The organism is Xenophilus sp. (assembly GCF_044462705.1).
GTDB classification, from domain to species: domain Bacteria; phylum Pseudomonadota; class Gammaproteobacteria; order Burkholderiales; family Burkholderiaceae_C; genus Xenophilus; species Xenophilus azovorans.
Map to the genome: position 1 here is coordinate 1 of NZ_JBIQNC010000064.1, position 16555 is coordinate 16555.

Genomic DNA, 16555 nt, shown 5'->3' on the forward strand with positions numbered 1-16555 from the left:
CCTCCTCGCGCAGGAAGCGGTCCTGGTGGCGCTGGCGCACGGCGGCGTCCAGGCCGGCGTGGTAGGGCAGCGCGTCGATGCCGGCCTCCACCAGCGCCTGCGCCACTTCCTCCACGCGCTTGCGCGACTGGCAGTAGACGACGCCGGCCTCGCCGGCGTGCTCGCGCTCGATGAAGCGCAGCAGCTGCGTGGTCGCGTCCTTCTTCTCGACGATGCCGTAGCGGATGTTGGGCCGGTCGAAGCTGCTGACGAACTGGCCGGCCTCCTGCAGTTGCAGCCGCTCGACGATGTCGGCGCGCGTCAGCGCATCGGCGGTGGCCGTCAGCGCGATGCGCGGCACCTGCGGGTAGCGCTCGTGCAGCAGCGCGAGCTGGCGGTACTCGGGGCGGAAGTCGTGGCCCCACTGGCTCACGCAGTGCGCCTCGTCGATGGCGAACAGCGCGAGCTGCCCGCGCGCGGCCAGGCCGTCGAGCAGTTCGAGAAAGCGCGGCGTGGTCACCCGCTCGGGCGCGGCGTACAGCAGCGTGATATCGGCGCGCGCCAGGCGGTCCTCGATCTCCTGCGTCTCGCGCCAGTCGAGCGTGGAGTTGAGGAAGGCGGCATCGACGCCCGCCTCGTGCAGCGCGCCGACCTGGTCGTGCATCAGCGCGATCAGCGGCGAGACCACCACCGTCACGCCCCTGCCCGCCCGATGCCTCGCGATCGCGGGAATCTGGTAGCACAGCGACTTGCCGCCGCCGGTGGGCATCAGCACCAGCGCGTCGCCGCCGGCGGTGACGTGATGCACGATGTCCCGCTGCGCGCCGCGGAACTGCGCATAGCCGAAGACGTCCTGGAGGATCTGCTCCGGCGTGGCGGCAAGGGTTTCGGACGGCTGGGCTGACAAGGCTTCGGTGCTTTTTGTGGCGGCGTGAACGGCCCGCGCACCTCCCCAGCACGCGGGCCGCCATTGTCTCCGAAGCGGTCGCGGCGCGGTCTCCCCGGCAGCGTGAACGAAGCGGAGGCACGGATCTCGCTTTCATCGCCGATCGTCGCCAGGCACCCTTGTCTAGACAGCTTTCGGTGCACGGAACCGCTTTCTCGCACCAGGGCGGGGCACGCCGGTCTCTTGATTCAGTCTGTCTTCTCGGGTTAACCTGTATATACAGGTTCACGGCGGCGACTAAAACTCGGCGCGTTGCTGGAATCCGGTCCTTCGGCGTCCAGCCGGCCGAACCCCTTTGAAACGCAACAGGAGAACCTTGATGGTCAAGTCGGTGGGAAAAATCGCTTCGCTGATCGCTGCAGCCGCCTGTGCCGCAGGCATGGCAGCGAATGCCAATGCGCAGGAAACCAAGATCGCCCTCGGCATGTCGGGCTGGACCGGCTTTGCGCCGCTCACGCTCGCGGACAAGGCGGGCATCTTCAAGAAGAACGGCCTGGACGTCGAACTGCGCATGATTCCGCAGAAGGACCGCCACCTCGCGCTGGCGTCGGAAGCCATCCAGTGCGCGGCGACCACCGTCGAGACGCACGTGGCCTGGAATGCCAACGGCGTGCCGATCGTGCAGATCTTCCAGATGGACAAGTCCTACGGCGCCGACGGCCTCGCCGTGCGCAACGACGTGAAGAGCTTCGCCGACCTCAAGGGCAAGGCGATCGGCGTGAGCGCACCCGGCACCGCGCCGTACTTCGGCCTGGCGTGGATGCTCAGCAAGAACGGCATGAGCATGAAGGACGTGAAGCTGGTCTCGCTCGAGCCGCAGCCCGCCGCGCAGGCCTTCGTCTCGGGCCAGAACGACGCCGCCATGACCTACGAGCCGTATCTGTCGACCGTGCGCGCCAACCCGGCCGCCGGCAAGATCCTCGCGACCACGCTGGACTACCCGATGGTGATGGACACCGTCGGCTGCGCACCGAAGTGGCTCAAGGCCAACCCGAAGGCAGCGAAGGCGCTGGCCGACTCGTACTTCGAGGCGGTGGACATGATCAAGGCCGACCCCGCCAGGTCCCACGAGATCATGGGTGCGGCCGTGAAGCAGTCGGGCGAGCAGTTCGCCAAGTCGGCGGCCTACCTGCGCTGGTCCGACAAGGCCGCCAACCAGCAGTTCTTCGCGAACGACCTCGTGCCCTTCATGAAGGACGCGCAGGCGATCCTGCTCGAGGCCGGCGTGATCCGCAAGGCGCCTGCCGACCTCAACGCCACCTTCGACACCAGCTTCATCAAGTGACGAGCGGCACCATCATGAGCGCGACGCCAGCCATGAACTCATCCGAGCCGGTGATCGCCGCCGGGCCCGCCGCTGTTGCCGCGGCGCCCCGCCGGCGCCGCGCCTTCGTTCCGCTGGAGCCCGTCAGTGCGCAGGCGCGCTGGATGCTCGGCCTGGGCTTCTTCGTGGTCTTCGTGGTCGTGTGGGGCTTCTTCACGCTCGGCGGCTTCGTGTCGCCGACCTTCCTCGCCAGCCCGGTCACGATGGTCAAGGAAGGCATCAGCCTCTTCACCGAGTTCAACTTCCTGCACGACATCGGGATGACGGTGTGGCGCGTCTTCGGCGGCTTCCTGCTCGCCGCGGTCGTCGCCGTGCCGCTGGGCATCGCGATGGGCACCTGGAAGAGCGTCGAGGCCTTCTTCGAGCCCTTCGTCTCCTTCTGCCGCTACCTGCCGGCCTCGGCCTTCATCCCGCTGCTCATCCTCTGGGCCGGCATCGGCGAGACGCAGAAGCTGCTCGTGATCTTCATCGGCTCGGTGTTCCAGATCACGCTGATGGTCGCCGTGACCGTCGGCAGTGCGCGCCGCGACCTGGTCGAGGCGGCCTGCACGCTGGGCGCCGGGAGCCGCGGCATCGTCCTGCGCGTGCTGATCCCGGGCGCCGCGCCGGGCATCGCCGAGACGCTGCGGCTGGTGCTCGGCTGGGCCTGGACCTACGTGATCGTCGCGGAGCTGATCGGTTCGTCCTCGGGCATCGGCCACATGATCACCGACAGCCAGGCGCTGCTGAACACCGGGCAGATCATCTTCGGGATCATCGTCATCGGCGTGATCGGGCTCGTCTCCGACTTCGCCTTCAAGGCCGTCAACCGCCGCCTGTTCGCATGGAGCACGATCTGATGAACCAGCTTTCCATCCGCGGCGTCTCGCGCACCTTCACCGGCACGCGCGGGCAGAAGACGCAGGCGCTGCTGCCGATCGACTTCGAGGTGCGCGAGAACGACTTCGTCACCATCCTCGGCCCCTCGGGCTGCGGAAAATCCACGCTGCTGCGCATCGTCGCGGGCCTGGACTACCCGACCGAGGGCCGCGTGCTGCTCGACGGCCAGCCCATCGAGGGGCCGGGCGCGGACCGCGGCGTGGTGTTCCAGAGCTACACGCTCTTCCCGTGGCTCACCGTCGCGCAGAACATCCGCTTCGGCCTGCGCGAGCGCGGCATGGGCGAGGCCGAGCAGAAGGAGCGCAGCGACTTCTTCATCGCCAAGGTGGGCCTGCGCGGCTTCGAGAGCCACTTCCCCAAGCAGCTCTCGGGCGGCATGCAGCAGCGCACCGCGATCGCGCGCGCCCTCGCCAACGACCCCAAGATGCTGCTGCTCGACGAACCCTTCGGCGCCCTGGACAACCAGACCCGCGTGCTGATGCAGGAACTGCTGCTCGGCATCTGGGAGTCGGCGCGCAAGACGGTCCTGTTCGTCACGCACGACATCGACGAGGCCATCTTCATGGCCAACCGCGTCGCGGTGTTCAGCGCGCGTCCGGGCCGCATCAAGTCCGAGATCCCCGTGGACTTCCCGCATCCGCGCCACTACACGATCAAGACCTCGCCCGAGTTCATGGACATCAAGGCCCGCCTCACCGAGGAGATCCGCGCCGAATCCATGGCCGCCGCCGAGCACTGAGCCCCTCTTCGCATCCCAAAGAACCATGAGCGCCACCCCCCTTCGCAAGACCGCCGAGACCCGCACGACGGAGGCCCGCACGACGGGCCCCGCCGCGAACTCGGCCATGCCCGCGATGGCGCTCTACGAGCAGATCAAGGCCTTCATCACCCACAAGATCCGGGACGGCTCGTGGGCCGCCGGCCATCGCCTGCCGTCGGAAAGCGAGCTGGTCGCGCAGTTCGGCGTGGCGCGCATGACGGTCAACCGCGCGCTGCGCGATCTGGTGGAGCAGGGCCGCATCGTGCGCGTGGCCGGCGTCGGCAGCTTCGTGGCCGAGGACAAGCCGCAGTCCACGCTGCTGCAGATCGCCAACATCGCGAGCGAGATCCGCGCGCGCGGCCACGACTACCGCTGCGAGTTCCTCGTGGCCGAACGCATCGCGGCCTCGCCCGACGTCGCGGCATGGCTCGACCTGCGGCCGGGCGAATCGGCCTTCCACACCGTGTGCCTGCACCTCGAGAACGACGTGCCGGTGCAACTGGAAGACCGCTACGTCAACCCGCGCGTGGTGCCCGACTTCCTGGAGCAGGACTTCTCGACCATCCCGCCCAGCGAATACCTCGTGCGCAACGTGCCCTTCGACCAGATCGAGCATGTGGTCGACGCCGTGCTGCCGACGGCCGAGCAGGCCGAACGCCTCGACATGCCGCCGGCCGACCCCTGCCTGCTGCTCACGCGCCGCACCTGGACGCGCACCGTGCCGGTGACGATGGTGCGCTGCCTGCACCCCGCCTCGCGCTACCGGCTCGGCAGCCGGTTCCGCGCCGACGGCAAGCCCAGCATCGGCTGACGCCCGCGACGCCCGCCAGCCGTCTCTTGACGCCCCTACTTGTATAGACAGGATCTTCATGGCCAACGCTTCTTCCACCCACGCGCCCATCGTGCTGACGCCGGGCGACGTCGACCTCGCGACGCTGCGCCGCGTGCATGCCGGCGGTGTCCAGCTCGCGCTCGATCCCGCGGCGCGCGCCGGGCTCGCCGCTGCGCAGGCCACGGTGCGCCGGATCGTCGAGGCCGGCGCGGTGGTCTACGGCATCAACACCGGCTTCGGCAAGCTGGCGCAGACCATCATCCCGGCCGAGCGCCTCGCCGAGCTGCAGCGCAACCTCGTGCTGTCGCACAGCGCCGGCACCGGCGAGCCGCTCGACGCCGGCGTGGTGCGCCTGGTGCTCGCGACCAAGGCCGTGAGCCTGGCGCGCGGCCACTCGGGCGTGCGGCCCGAGATCGTCGACGCGCTGCTGGCGCTCGGCAATGCGGGCTTGCTGCCGCGCATCCCGTCGAAGGGCTCGGTCGGCGCCTCGGGCGACCTCGCGCCGCTGGCGCACCTGGCCTGCGTGCTGATCGGCGAAGGCGAAGTCACCACGCCGCAGGGCGAAGTGATCGGCGGCGCCGAAGCGCTCGGGCGCATCGGCTTCGCGCCCTTCGTGCTCGGCCCCAAGGAAGGGCTCGCGCTGCTCAACGGCACGCAGGTGTCGACCGCGCTCGCGCTCGCGGGCCTCTTCGGCGCCGAGGACGTGTTCGCCGCCGCTCTGATGGCCGGCGCCCTCTCGCTGGAGGCGATCCAGGGCTCGATCAAGCCCTTCGACGCCCGCATCCATGCCGCGCGCGGCCAGCCCGGCCAGATCGCCGTCGCCGCCGCCATGCGCGCGCTGCTCGAAGGCAGCCGGATCGTGGACTCGCACGCCGACTGCGGCCGCGTGCAGGACCCGTACTCCATCCGCTGCGTGCCGCAGGTGATGGGCGCCTGCCTCGACAACCTCGCGCATGCGGCGCGCGTGCTGCGCACCGAGGCCAATGCCGCGTCGGACAACCCGCTGGTGTTCGACAACGGCGACGTGATCTCGGGCGGCAACTTCCACGCCGAGCCGGTGGCCTTCGCGGCCGACATCATCGCGCTGGCGGTGAGCGAGATCGGCGCCATCTCCGAGCGCCGCATGGCGCTGCTGCTCGACAGCGGCCTGTCGGGCCTGCCGCCCTTCCTCGTGCGCGACGGCGGCGTCAACTCCGGCTTCATGATCGCGCAGGTCACGGCCGCGGCGCTCGCGTCGGAGAACAAGTCGCTCGCGCATCCGGCCAGCGTCGACAGCCTGCCCACTTCGGCCAACCAGGAAGACCACGTCTCGATGGCGACCTTCGCGGGCCGCCGCCTCGCAGACATGGTGCAGAACACCGCCGTGGTGGTCGGCATCGAGGCGATGGCCGCCGCGCAGGGCATCGAACTCAAGCGCGGCCCGAAGTCGTCTGCGCTGCTCGAGACCGAGTTCGCCGCCATCCGCGAGCGCGTCGCCTTCATCGACCAGGACCGCTTCCTCGCGCCCTCCATCGAGGCCATGCGCACCTGGGCGCGCCGCAGCGAATGGCCCGAAGCCGTGCGCTCGATGCTCCCCAGCCGCGCCTGATCCCACGCACCCGCTCCGTCACACGAAAGGACACCGCCATGAACGCTTCCGACAAGCTGCTCGCCGCCGCCAAGGCCGATCCCCGCTACGACCCGGACCGCGTGATCCGCGCGCCGCGCGGCAGCACGCTCAGCTGCAAGAGCTGGCTCACCGAGGCGCCGCTGCGCATGCTGCAGAACAACCTCGACCCCGAGGTGGCGGAGAACCCGCAGAGCCTGGTGGTCTACGGCGGCATCGGCCGCGCCGCACGCGACTGGGCCTGCTTCGACCAGATCCTCGCCACGCTCAGGGAACTGAACGACGACGAGACGCTGCTGATCCAGTCGGGCAAGCCGGTGGGCGTGTTCAGGACGCACGCCGATGCGCCGCGCGTGCTGATCGCCAACTCCAACCTGGTGCCGAAGTGGGCCAACTGGGAGCACTTCAACGAGCTCGACCGCAAGGGCCTCTTCATGTACGGCCAGATGACGGCAGGAAGCTGGATCTACATCGGCAGCCAGGGCATCGTGCAGGGCACCTTCGAGACCTTCGTCGAGGCCGGCCGCCAGCACTACGGCGGCGATCTCTCGGGCAGGTGGATCCTCACCGCCGGCCTCGGCGGCATGGGCGGCGCGCAGCCGCTGGCCGCGACGCTCGCCGGCGCGGTGTCGCTCAACATCGAGTGCCAGCAGTCGAGCATCGACTTCCGCCTGCGCACGCGCTACGTCGACAAGCAGGCCAGGGACATCGACGACGCGATCGAGCTCATCCAGCACCACACCGCGAAGAAGGAGGCCGTCTCCATCGCGCTGCTCGGCAACGCGGCCGAGGTCCTGCCCGAGCTGGTCAGGCGCGCCAAGGCCGGCGGCATCAGGCCCGACCTCGTGACGGACCAGACCTCGGCGCACGACCTCATCAACGGCTACCTGCCGATGGGCTGGACCGTGGCGCAATGGAAGGCCGCCCAGCAGGACGCGGGCGAACACGCGCGCCTGACGCAGGCCGCCGCCAGGTCGTGCGCGGTGCACGTGCAGGCCATGCTCGACTTCCAGGCCATGGGCATCCCGACGGTGGACTACGGCAACAACATCCGCCAGGTCGCGTTCGACGAGGGCGTGAAGAACGCCTTCGACTTCCCGGGCTTCGTGCCGGCCTACATCCGGCCGCTGTTCTGCGAAGGCAAGGGGCCGTTCCGCTGGGTCGCGCTCTCGGGCGATCCGGAAGACATCTACAAGACCGACGCCAAGATCAAGGAGCTGTTCCCCGAGAACAGGCACACGCACCGCTGGCTGGACATGGCGCGCGAGCGCATCGCCTTCCAGGGCCTGCCGGCGCGCATCTGCTGGCTGGGCCTGGGCGAGCGCCACAAGGCGGGCCTGGCGTTCAACGAGATGGTGAAGAGCGGCGAACTCAAGGGCCCGATCGTCATCGGCCGCGACCACCTCGACACCGGCTCGGTGGCGAGCCCCAACCGCGAGACCGAGGCGATGAAGGACGGCACCGATGCAGTGAGCGACTGGCCGCTGCTCAACGCACTGCTCAACACCGCGGGCGGCGCCACCTGGGTCAGCCTGCACCACGGCGGCGGCGTCGGCATGGGCTATTCGCAGCACGCCGGCGTGGTGATCGTCTGCGACGGCACCGACGCGGCGGCCAGGCGCATCGAGCGCGTGCTGTTCAACGACCCGGCGACCGGCGTGATGCGCCATGCCGATGCCGGCTACGACATCGCGGTCGCGACGGCGAAGAAGCAGGGCCTGAACCTGCCGATGGTCAAGTAGGCGATCCGGGCACACACCATGCGCATGGCCCCGCTTCCTTCGGCCGACGGCGTCTGGGACCGCCTGCGGCTGGCCCCGGGCGCGCTTGCGGATGGCGATGACATCGAAGGCGAGGCCGCCCTCGTCGTCGCCGAAGGCGCGATCCGCTGGATCGGCGAAAGCGCCCGCCTGCCCGCCGCCTTCGCCGGCCTGCCGCGCTTCGACGGCGGCGGCGCGCTCGCCACGCCGGGCCTGGTCGACTGCCACACGCACCTGGTCTACGGCGGCCAGCGCGCCAACGAGTTCGCGATGCGCCTCGCGGGCGCCACCTACGAGGAGGTCGCGCAGGCCGGCGGCGGCATCGTCTCGTCGGTGCGCGCCACGCGCGACGCCGACGAGGACACGCTCTACGCGCAGTCTGCCGCGCGCCTCGAACAGCTTCTGGCCGACGGCGTCTGCGCCATCGAGATCAAGTCCGGCTACGGCCTCGCGCTCGAACACGAGCGCAAGCAGTTGCGCGTCGCGCGCCGGCTCGGCAGGGACTACGGCGTCACGGTGCGCACCACCTTCCTCGGCGCGCACGCGCTGCCGTCCGAATACGCGGGCCGCAGCGGCGACTACATCGACCGCGTGTGCCGCGAGATGATGCCGGCGCTCGCTGCCGAAGGCCTCGTCGATGCGGTGGACGTGTTCTGCGAGCGCATCGCCTTCTCGCTGGAGGAGACGGAGCGCGTGTTCAAGACCGCGCGGGCGCTGGGCCTGCCGGTCAAGCTGCACGCGGAACAGCTCTCCGACATGGGCGGCGCCGCGCTCGCGGCACGCTACGGCGCGCTGTCGTGCGACCACATCGAGCATCTCTCGACCGAGGGCATCGCCGCGATGCGCGAGGCCGGCACGGTCGCCGTGCTGCTGCCCGGCGCCTACTACACGCTGCGCGACACGCACCTGCCGCCCATCGAGGCGCTGCGCGCCGCCGGCGTGCCGATGGCGGTCTCTACCGACCACAACCCCGGCACCTCGCCCGCGCTGAGCCTGCTGCTGATGGCCAACATGGCCTGCACGCTGTTCCGGCTGACCGTGCCGGAAGCGCTGGCCGGCATCACGCGCCACGCGGCGCGCGCGCTGGGCCTGCAGGACACGCATGGCGCGCTCGGCGTCGGCCGGCCCGCCGACTTCGTGCTCTGGCCCGTGCGCGACGCGGCCGAGCTGGCCTACTGGTTCGGCCAGCAGCCGCGGCGCACCATCGTCCGGCAGGGGCGCATCGCGTCCGGGCCGCTGCCGCGCTGACGCTATGACCGAGCACGCCCGCGTCTTCCGGGGCTGGACCATGGTGGCCGCGGCACACGTGCTGTTCGCGCTCGTCTTCGGAGCCATGTATTCGTTCGGTGCCTTCTTCGAGCACGTGCAGGCGGCCTTCGGCACCGGGCGCTTCGGCGCGTCCGCGGTGTTTTCGGCGACTGCCTTCCTGTACTACGCGTTCGGCCTCGTGTCCGGCGCACTGGCGGACCGCTTCTCCGTGCGGGCCGTGGCGGGCTGCGGCATCGTGCTGCTGGCGCTCGGGTTCACGCTCGGCAGCCTGGCCCCGAACCTGACGATGCTGATGCTGGTCTTCTGCGTGCTGGTCGGCACCGGCGTGGGGCTGGTCTACGTGCCGGCCGTCGCGGTGGTGCAGCGCTGGTTCGTCCGACACCGCAGCCGCGCCTCGGGGCTGGCCCTGGCGGGCACGGGCGTCGGCACCTTCGTCGGACCGATGATGGCCACCCTGCTGATTCCGTGGCTCTCGTGGCGCACCACGATGCAGTGGTTCGCGGTCGGCATCGCGGCGCTCGGCATCGCGGCGGCGGCCCGGCTGGTGCGCGCGCCGGAGGACGTCGGGCTGCGGCCCGACGGCGACCGGCCGGAAGGCGTTGCGCTGGCGCCCGACGCATCGGCTGCCGGCCTCACATGGCAGCAGGCCCTGGCGAGCCCGCACTTCTGGTGGTACTTCGCATCGATCCTGTTCGCGTCCGTGGGCCTGTTCGCCGCGCTGGTACATATCCATCCGTACGCGCGGGCGCTGGGCGCCTCGGCGACGCAGGGCTCGCTGCTCATCGGGCTGATCGGCATAGGCAACGTCGGCGGCCGTCTCGTGCTCGGCGGATTGGGCGACCGCTTGGGACCGCAGCGGCTGCTGATGGCCTTGACCGTCGCGCTGGCACTCCTCGACTGCCTCTGGCTCCAGGCCGACGGCTTCCGGATGCTGGCGGTCTTCGCGCTGCTCTTCGGTGCGGCCAATGGCGGATGCATCGCGCTCTACCCCGCCGTGGCGGCCGGCTGGTTCGGCACCGCGCGCCTCGGCGCGATCCTGGGCGCGCTCTACGTCAGCGTGGGCATCGCGGCGCTGATCGGCGCGAGCGCGGCCGGGCTGATGTTCGACCTCTTCCGCAGTTACGCCGCACCCATCGCGGGCAGCGCCCTTCTCGCCGTGCTGTCGGCGGTCTGCCTCGCGATGGCGGGCAGTCGGGCATCGCAGCGCGTGGACGACCAGCAGGAGAACTATGTTGTCTGATCACGTTCTTCCGTCGCCATCGGCCGGCAGCCTGTTCGCCTCGGATGCCCTGCTGCCCGCCGGCTGGGCGCGCGACGTCCTGATCGAATGGGATGCGGCCGGCCGGCTCACGGCCGTGACGCCTGGCAGCCAACCTGCAAGCGGCACGCCGCATGCCGCGGGGCCGGTGCTGCCCGGCATGCCGAACCTGCATTCGCACGCCTTCCAGCGCGCCTTCGGCGGGCTCACCGAATTCCGCGGCGCGGCGCAGGACAGCTTCTGGAGCTGGCGCACGCTGATGTACCGCTTCGCCTCGAAGATCTCGCCCGGGCAGCTCGAAGCGATCGCAACCTGGCTCTATGTCGAGATGCTCGAAGCCGGCTACACCTCGGTCTGCGAGTTCCACTACCTGCACCACGACGCCGACGGCCGGCCGTACGCCGACGACGCCGAGCTGTCGCTGGCGCTGCTGCGCGCGGCCGGGCGCGCGGGCATCGGGCTGACGCTGCTGCCGGTGCTCTACCAGACCAGCGGCTTCGGCGGCGCCGCGCCGGGCGAAGGCCAGCGCCGCTTCATCCGGTCGACCGAATCGATGCTGCGCCTGCTGGAGCGCCTGCGCCCCGCCTGCGAGGCGCAGGGCGCGCGCCTGGGCCTCGCGCCGCATTCGCTGCGCGCGGTGCCGCCGGATGCGCTGCGCGAAGCATTGGCGGGGCTCGACGCGATCGATCCGTCCGCGCCGGTCCACATCCACATCGCCGAGCAGACGGCCGAGGTCGATGCCTGCCTCGCATGGAGCGGCCAGCGGCCCGTCGCATGGCTGCTCGACCACGCGCCGGTCGATGCACGCTGGTGCCTGGTCCATGCCACGCACATGGATGCCGACGAGTACCGGCGCGCGGCGGCCAGCGGCGCGGTGGCGGGCCTGTGCCCGACCACCGAGGCCAATCTCGGCGACGGCATCTTCGACTTCGATGCATGGCGCGCCGCGGACGGCCGCTGGGGATTGGGCTCCGACAGCCATGCCTGCGTGAATGCGGCCGAGGAACTGATGATGCTGGAGTACGGCCAGCGTCTCGCCACGCGCCGGCGCAACGTGGGCGCCGACGCCGCCCACCGCGAGGTCGCGACCGCGCTGACGCTCGCGGCGGTGCAGGGCGGCGCGCAGGCCGCGGGCCGCGCCGTCGGCGGGCTGGCGGCGGGCCGGCAGGCCGACTTCGTCGTCCTCGATGCGTTGCACGTCGCACTGCAGGGGCTTGCCGCGCCGGCAATGCTGTCGTCGCATGTGTTCGCCAGCCATCGCACCTCCGCGCTCGATGCGGTGGTCGCCGCGGGGCAGCCGCGCGTGGCGGCCGCCCGCCACCCCTTGCACCACGAGGCGTCCGCCGCCTTCGTCGCCGCGCGCAGCCGGCTTCTCGCCGAGGATTGATCCCATGCCCTTCACCACCACCGAACCGCCCTTCCGCTTCCGTCGCGGCACACGGCCCCTGCTGATCTCGATGCCGCACGTCGGCACCCATGTGCCGCCGCAGCTCGCAGCGCGGCTGACCGACGAGGCCCGGCAGGTACCCGACACCGACTGGCATCTCGAACGCCTCTACGACTTCGCGGACGAACTGGGTGCCTCGGTGCTGGTCGCGACCCACTCGCGCTACGTGATCGACCTCAACCGGCCGCCGGACGGCGCGAGCCTGTACCCGGGGCAGAGCGTCACCGGCCTGTGCCCGGTCGACACCTTCGACGACACGCCCCTCTATGCCGACGGCGCCGGCCCCGACGACGCCGAGATCGCCGCGCGCCGCGAAGCGGTCTGGCGGCCCTATCACCGGCAGCTCGCCGACGAGCTGGCGCGCCTGAAGGCGCAGCATGGCGTGGCGGCGCTGTGGGACGCGCATTCGATCCGCTCGGTGCTGCCGCGCTTCTTCGAAGGCAGGCTGCCCGACCTGAACCTCGGCACCGCGCAGGGCGCGAGCTGCGACCCCGCGCTCGCGCAGGCGCTGCTCGGCATCGCGAAGGAGGCGGACGGATTCACCAGCGTGCTCAACGGCCGCTTCACCGGCGGCTACATCACGCGCCACCACGGCCAGCCCGCGCAGGGCGTGCACGCGGTGCAGCTCGAGATGACGCAGTGCAGCTACATGCAGGAAGCGCTGCCCTTCGACTACCTGCCGGCGCTCGCGGCGCGCGTCCAGCCGCACCTGCGGCGCATGCTCGAGGCGGTGCTGCGGTTCGTCGAATCGCGCAAGGGCTGAGACGCGTGGAGGTCATCGACGCCATCGCCCGCGCGATCGGTCCCGACCGCGTGCAGACCGGCGACGCGATCCCGGCGCGCCACCGGACCGACTGGAGCGGCGCCGCGCCCGTGCAGCCGCTCGCGCTGGTGCGGCCGCGCTCGACGGAAGAGGTCTCGGCCGTTCTTCGCCTGTGCACCGCGCATCGCGTGCCGGTGGTGCCGCAGGGGGGCCTCACCGGCCTCGCGGGCGCGGCCGTGCCCGGCGCCGATGCGATCGCGCTGTCGCTCGACCGCATGAACGCCGTCGAATCGCTGGACGCGGCCGCGGCCACCATCACGGTGCAGGCGGGCGCCACGCTGGAGGCGGTGCAGCAGGCCGCCACCGCGCACGGCCTGCAGTTCGGCGTCGACCTCGGCGCGCGCGGGTCCTGCCAGATCGGCGGCAACCTCGCGACCAATGCCGGCGGCAACGGCGTGCTGCAGTTCGGGATGATGCGCGAGCAGACGCTGGGCCTCGAAGTCGTGCTGGCCGACGGCAGCGTGCTGCCGATGCTTCGGCCCATGATCAAGAACAACACGGGCTACGACCTCAAGCAACTGTTCATCGGCGCCGAAGGCACGCTCGGCGTGATCACGCGCGCGGTGCTGCGCCTGCATCCGGCACCCCGGGCACGGGCGGCCGCATGGGTGGCGCTTCCCGATTTCGATGCGGCGCCGGCGCTGCTCGGGCGGCTCCAGGCGCGCTTTCCCGGCGCCGTCGCCGCCTTCGAGCTGATGTGGCGCGACTTCGTCGAGACCTCGCTGCGGTGGCAGAAGCTGCGCGAGCCTTTCGAGGCGGCGCACCCCTTCGCCGCGCTGGTCGAAGTCGTCGGCCGCGACGAGGCTGCGCTGCGCGACGCGCTCGAAGATGCCCTGGGCAACGCGATGGCGGACGGCGTCGCCGCCGATGCGGCCATCGCGCAATCGCAGTCCCAGGCGCAGGCGTTCTGGAAAATCCGCGAAGCGACGGCGGAGCTGCCGGTGCACATGCACCCGCCGATCAACCTCGACGTGAGCCTGCCGATGCGCGAGATCGGCCGCTTTGCGCAGGTCTGCCGCGCCGCCTTCGATGCGCGCTGGCCGGCGCACCATTCGCTGTTCTTCGGCCACGTGGGCGACAGCAACCTGCACATCACCACCGACGGGCAATCGATCGGCGGCGAGGCGGACGAACTCGAGCGCATCGTCTATGCGCAGGTGGCCGCGTTCGGCGGCAGCATCTCGGCCGAGCACGGCATCGGCCTGCACAAGAAGCCGTACCTCGGCGCGAGCCGCTCGCCCGCCGAACTGGCTGTCATGCGCGCCATCAGGCAGGCGCTCGATCCCCTTCGTCTTCTCAATCCCGGCAAGGTTTTCGACCTATGAACGCATCCGTCATCCGCGACCTCGTGCGACCCGAGGTGCCCGCGCTTGCGCCGTACAACGCGGGGCTCTCGTCCGAAGCGGTGCGGCAGCGCTACGGCGTCGAGCACATCTCGCGCCTCGCGAGCAACGAGAACCCCTACGGCGCCAGCCCTGCCGTGGCGAAGGCGCTGGCGGACCTGGCGCTGCGCGTGGGCACGTACCCGGATGCGAACTGCACCGCGCTGCGCGCGGCCATCGCCGGGCGCACGGGCGCGCACGCGGAGCAGATCGTGATCGGCAACGGCTCCGAATCGATCCTCCAGATGCTCTGCCAGGCCTTCCTCTCGCCGGGCGACCGGGTGCTGACGCAGCGCCCCGCCTTCGGCCTGCACGAGATCTATCCGCGCATGATGGGTGCGCAGGTCGAACTGCTCGCGCTCACGCCGTCGCTGGCGTTCGATCCCGATGCCTGGTGCGAGGCGCTGGCCCGCGGCCCGAAGATCGCGATGCTCGCCAATCCCTCGAACCCCGTCGGCTGCATGTTCGATGCGAAGGCCTTCGCGCGCCTGCTCGAAGCCACGCCGGCCGGCACGCTGCTGGTGATCGACGAGGCCTACTACGAGTACGCGCGCTTGGCGGGCGGCTTCCCCGACGCGCTGCAGATGCTGCGCGGGCAGCCGCGGCCGTGGATCGTGCTGCGCACCTTCTCGAAGGCGTGGGGGCTCGCGGCGCTGCGCGTCGGCTACGGCATCGCGTCGGATGCCTCGCTGGTGCAGTGGCTCGACCGCGTGCGCACGCCGTTCAACGTCAACGAGGCCGCGCAGGCTGCCGCGCTGGCCGCGTGGGACGACGTCCCCTTCATGGAGCGGGCGGTGGCCGAGACGGTCCGGCAGCGCGAATCGATGGCGCAGGCGCTGCATGCCCTGGCCGTGCCCGGCCTGCGCATCGCGCCGTCGGCGGCGAATTTCCTTTTCATCGACCTGGCGCGGCCCAACGGGCCGGTCAACGAGGCGCTGCTCGCGCGCGGCATCATCGTCAAGCCGTGGAAGGAGCCGGGCTTCGAGCACTTCATCCGCGCGTCGATCGGCACCGCGGAGGACAACGCGCGCCTCGTGGCCGCGCTGCGCGAGATCCTCGCCGGATAGGCGAGGCGGCGCGGCCGTATCCGCCACAAGCCGGCGATGGTCGGGCGAGGCGCGGGGGAACTGTGATGCGCCGGGACTTTTCTGTTAGGTTGTGAGCCTGCTCCGCCCTGCGCGGCGACCGCGATGACCCTCGAACGCTTCACCCTCCAGGACCTGCCGGCCACCCCGTGGAAGAACGGCGGCGGCACCACGCGCGAGATCGTGTGCTGGCCGCCGGGCTCGGGGCTGGAGGACTTCTGGTGGCGCGCCAGCGTGGCCACCATCGACGCGCCCGGGCCCTTCTCGGCCTTCGAAGGCGTGGACCGCACCATCCTGCTGCTGGAAGGCGCCGGCGTGCTGCTGGCGGGCGAAGGCTTCTCGCACTGGCTGGACACGCCGCACCAGCCCTTCGATTTCAGCGGCGACACGCCGGTGGAATGCAGCCTGATCGACGGCACCACCACGGACTTCAACCTGATGAGCCGGCGCGCGCACGGCCGGGCCGAGCTGCGCGTGCTGACGGACGAACCGCTGGACCTGCCGCCGGCGGAGCACGGCCTGCTGCTGACGCTGGACGGCCAGTACCGCATCGACGCCGGCTACCAGCTGCAGGGCCGCGGCCTGTGGTGGGCGCGCGAGCCGCATGCCTGGCGGCTGGTGCCGGCCAGCCGGGGCGCGCGGCTGCTGGTCGTGCAGTGGTGGCCGGTGGCGTCGGAGGAAGCGCCTGACGACTTCGACGTCTAGGGTCAGCGTGCGAGGCCCGGCGCCTCGTCCGCCGGCGCGATCACCAGCGCCATGCCCCGCAGGTCCACCCCTTCGCGCCGCGCGACGGCGACCAGGCGCTCCTTCAGCGGCGCGTCCGCCAGTTCGAGCAGGCGCCCGCTGGACGGGCAGCGCAGGCGCAGCGGGGGGCAGGCGGCGGGCCCCTCCGGCGTGAGCCGGTAGCGCGCCATGCCGTCCGCCGCGGTCTCGCCCAGCAGCAGGCCGCGCGCCTCCAGCTGGTAGACGGTCCGGTAGACGGTGCCCAGGCTGCCGGGAGCGCCTTGCCGCAGCGCGCGGCGGAAGACCTCCTCCGCGCACAGCGCCTCCTGCGGGGCGGCGGCGAACACCTGCAGGATGCCCAGGCGCGCGGCCGTCGGGCGCAGGCCGGCGCGGCGCAGGCGGTCCAGCAGCGGCGATGCGGGCTGCGGCGTCACGAAGCGGCCTCCTCTTCGTCCTGCAGGCGCCATCCCCCGCCCAGCGCC

Annotated in this window: 15 protein-coding genes; 13 read left to right on the forward strand and 2 right to left on the reverse strand. The window is 71.2% G+C overall.

What is annotated here, in order from left to right; genetic code table 11:
- Positions 1 to 886 (reverse strand): RecQ family ATP-dependent DNA helicase (locus tag ACIY1X_RS11795; protein ID WP_399680736.1); only part of this gene is annotated, 886 nt, incomplete at its 3' end.
- Positions 887 to 1244: 358 nt separating this feature from the next.
- Here ACIY1X_RS11795 and ACIY1X_RS11800 point away from each other — a divergent pair.
- The 13 genes from ACIY1X_RS11800 to ACIY1X_RS11860 all read left to right on the forward strand — a co-directional run bounded on the left by ACIY1X_RS11800 (position 1245) and on the right by ACIY1X_RS11860 (position 16055).
- The gene (locus ACIY1X_RS11800; protein ID WP_399680738.1) at positions 1245 to 2210 is read left to right on the forward strand and encodes an ABC transporter substrate-binding protein; all 966 of its coding nucleotides are present in this window, start codon (positions 1245 to 1247) and stop codon (positions 2208 to 2210) included.
- Between the two features lie 14 nt (positions 2211 to 2224).
- Positions 2225 to 3088 carry an ABC transporter permease gene (locus ACIY1X_RS11805; RefSeq protein ID WP_399680739.1) on the forward strand — a complete coding sequence of 288 codons (864 nt, stop codon included), beginning with the start codon at positions 2225 to 2227 and terminating at the stop codon, positions 3086 to 3088.
- A complete protein-coding gene (locus ACIY1X_RS11810; RefSeq protein WP_399680740.1) occupies positions 3088 to 3867 on the forward strand; it encodes an ABC transporter ATP-binding protein in 780 nt (259 codons plus the stop codon). Before ACIY1X_RS11805 ends, ACIY1X_RS11810 begins: the two co-directional genes overlap by 1 nt.
- Positions 3868 to 3892: 25 nt before the next feature.
- Entirely contained in the window at positions 3893 to 4699 is an 807-nt protein-coding gene (hutC, locus tag ACIY1X_RS11815; protein WP_399680742.1) for a histidine utilization repressor, read from the forward strand.
- Between the two features lie 58 nt (positions 4700 to 4757).
- A complete protein-coding gene (gene hutH, locus ACIY1X_RS11820; protein ID WP_399680744.1) occupies positions 4758 to 6308 on the forward strand; it encodes a histidine ammonia-lyase in 1551 nt (516 codons plus the stop codon).
- 38 nt (positions 6309 to 6346) lie between these two features.
- Entirely contained in the window at positions 6347 to 8068 is a 1722-nt protein-coding gene (gene hutU, locus ACIY1X_RS11825; protein ID WP_399680746.1) for a urocanate hydratase, read from the forward strand.
- Between the two features lie 18 nt (positions 8069 to 8086).
- Entirely contained in the window at positions 8087 to 9334 is a 1248-nt protein-coding gene (hutI, locus tag ACIY1X_RS11830) for an imidazolonepropionase (RefSeq protein WP_399680747.1), read from the forward strand.
- Positions 9335 to 9338: 4 nt separating this feature from the next.
- The gene (locus tag ACIY1X_RS11835; protein ID WP_399680748.1) at positions 9339 to 10595 is read left to right on the forward strand and encodes an MFS transporter; all 1257 of its coding nucleotides are present in this window, start codon (positions 9339 to 9341) and stop codon (positions 10593 to 10595) included.
- Positions 10585 to 12000, forward strand: a complete 1416-nt coding sequence (locus ACIY1X_RS11840; protein WP_399680750.1) for a formimidoylglutamate deiminase — start codon at positions 10585 to 10587, stop codon at positions 11998 to 12000. Before ACIY1X_RS11835 ends, ACIY1X_RS11840 begins: the two co-directional genes overlap by 11 nt.
- 4 nt (positions 12001 to 12004) lie before the next feature.
- Positions 12005 to 12823 carry an N-formylglutamate deformylase gene (gene hutG / locus ACIY1X_RS11845; RefSeq protein ID WP_399680752.1) on the forward strand — a complete coding sequence of 273 codons (819 nt, stop codon included), beginning with the start codon at positions 12005 to 12007 and terminating at the stop codon, positions 12821 to 12823.
- Positions 12820 to 14208, forward strand: a complete 1389-nt coding sequence (locus ACIY1X_RS11850) for an FAD-binding oxidoreductase (protein WP_399680768.1) — start codon at positions 12820 to 12822, stop codon at positions 14206 to 14208. The genes hutG and ACIY1X_RS11850 overlap by 4 nt, the downstream gene beginning before the upstream one ends.
- On the forward strand, positions 14205 to 15332 hold the full coding sequence (locus ACIY1X_RS11855; protein ID WP_399680754.1) for a histidinol-phosphate transaminase: 1128 nt from the start codon (positions 14205 to 14207) through the stop codon (positions 15330 to 15332). The genes ACIY1X_RS11850 and ACIY1X_RS11855 overlap by 4 nt, the downstream gene beginning before the upstream one ends.
- 123 nt (positions 15333 to 15455) lie before the next feature.
- The gene (locus tag ACIY1X_RS11860) at positions 15456 to 16055 is read left to right on the forward strand and encodes a HutD family protein (RefSeq protein ID WP_399680755.1); all 600 of its coding nucleotides are present in this window, start codon (positions 15456 to 15458) and stop codon (positions 16053 to 16055) included.
- 2 nt (positions 16056 to 16057) lie between these two features.
- On the opposite strand, the gene ACIY1X_RS11865 is transcribed toward ACIY1X_RS11860, so the two are convergent.
- Positions 16058 to 16507 carry a Fur family transcriptional regulator gene (locus tag ACIY1X_RS11865; RefSeq protein WP_399680757.1) on the reverse strand — a complete coding sequence of 150 codons (450 nt, stop codon included), beginning with the start codon at positions 16505 to 16507 and terminating at the stop codon, positions 16058 to 16060.
- Positions 16508 to 16555: the final 48 nt, after the last annotated feature.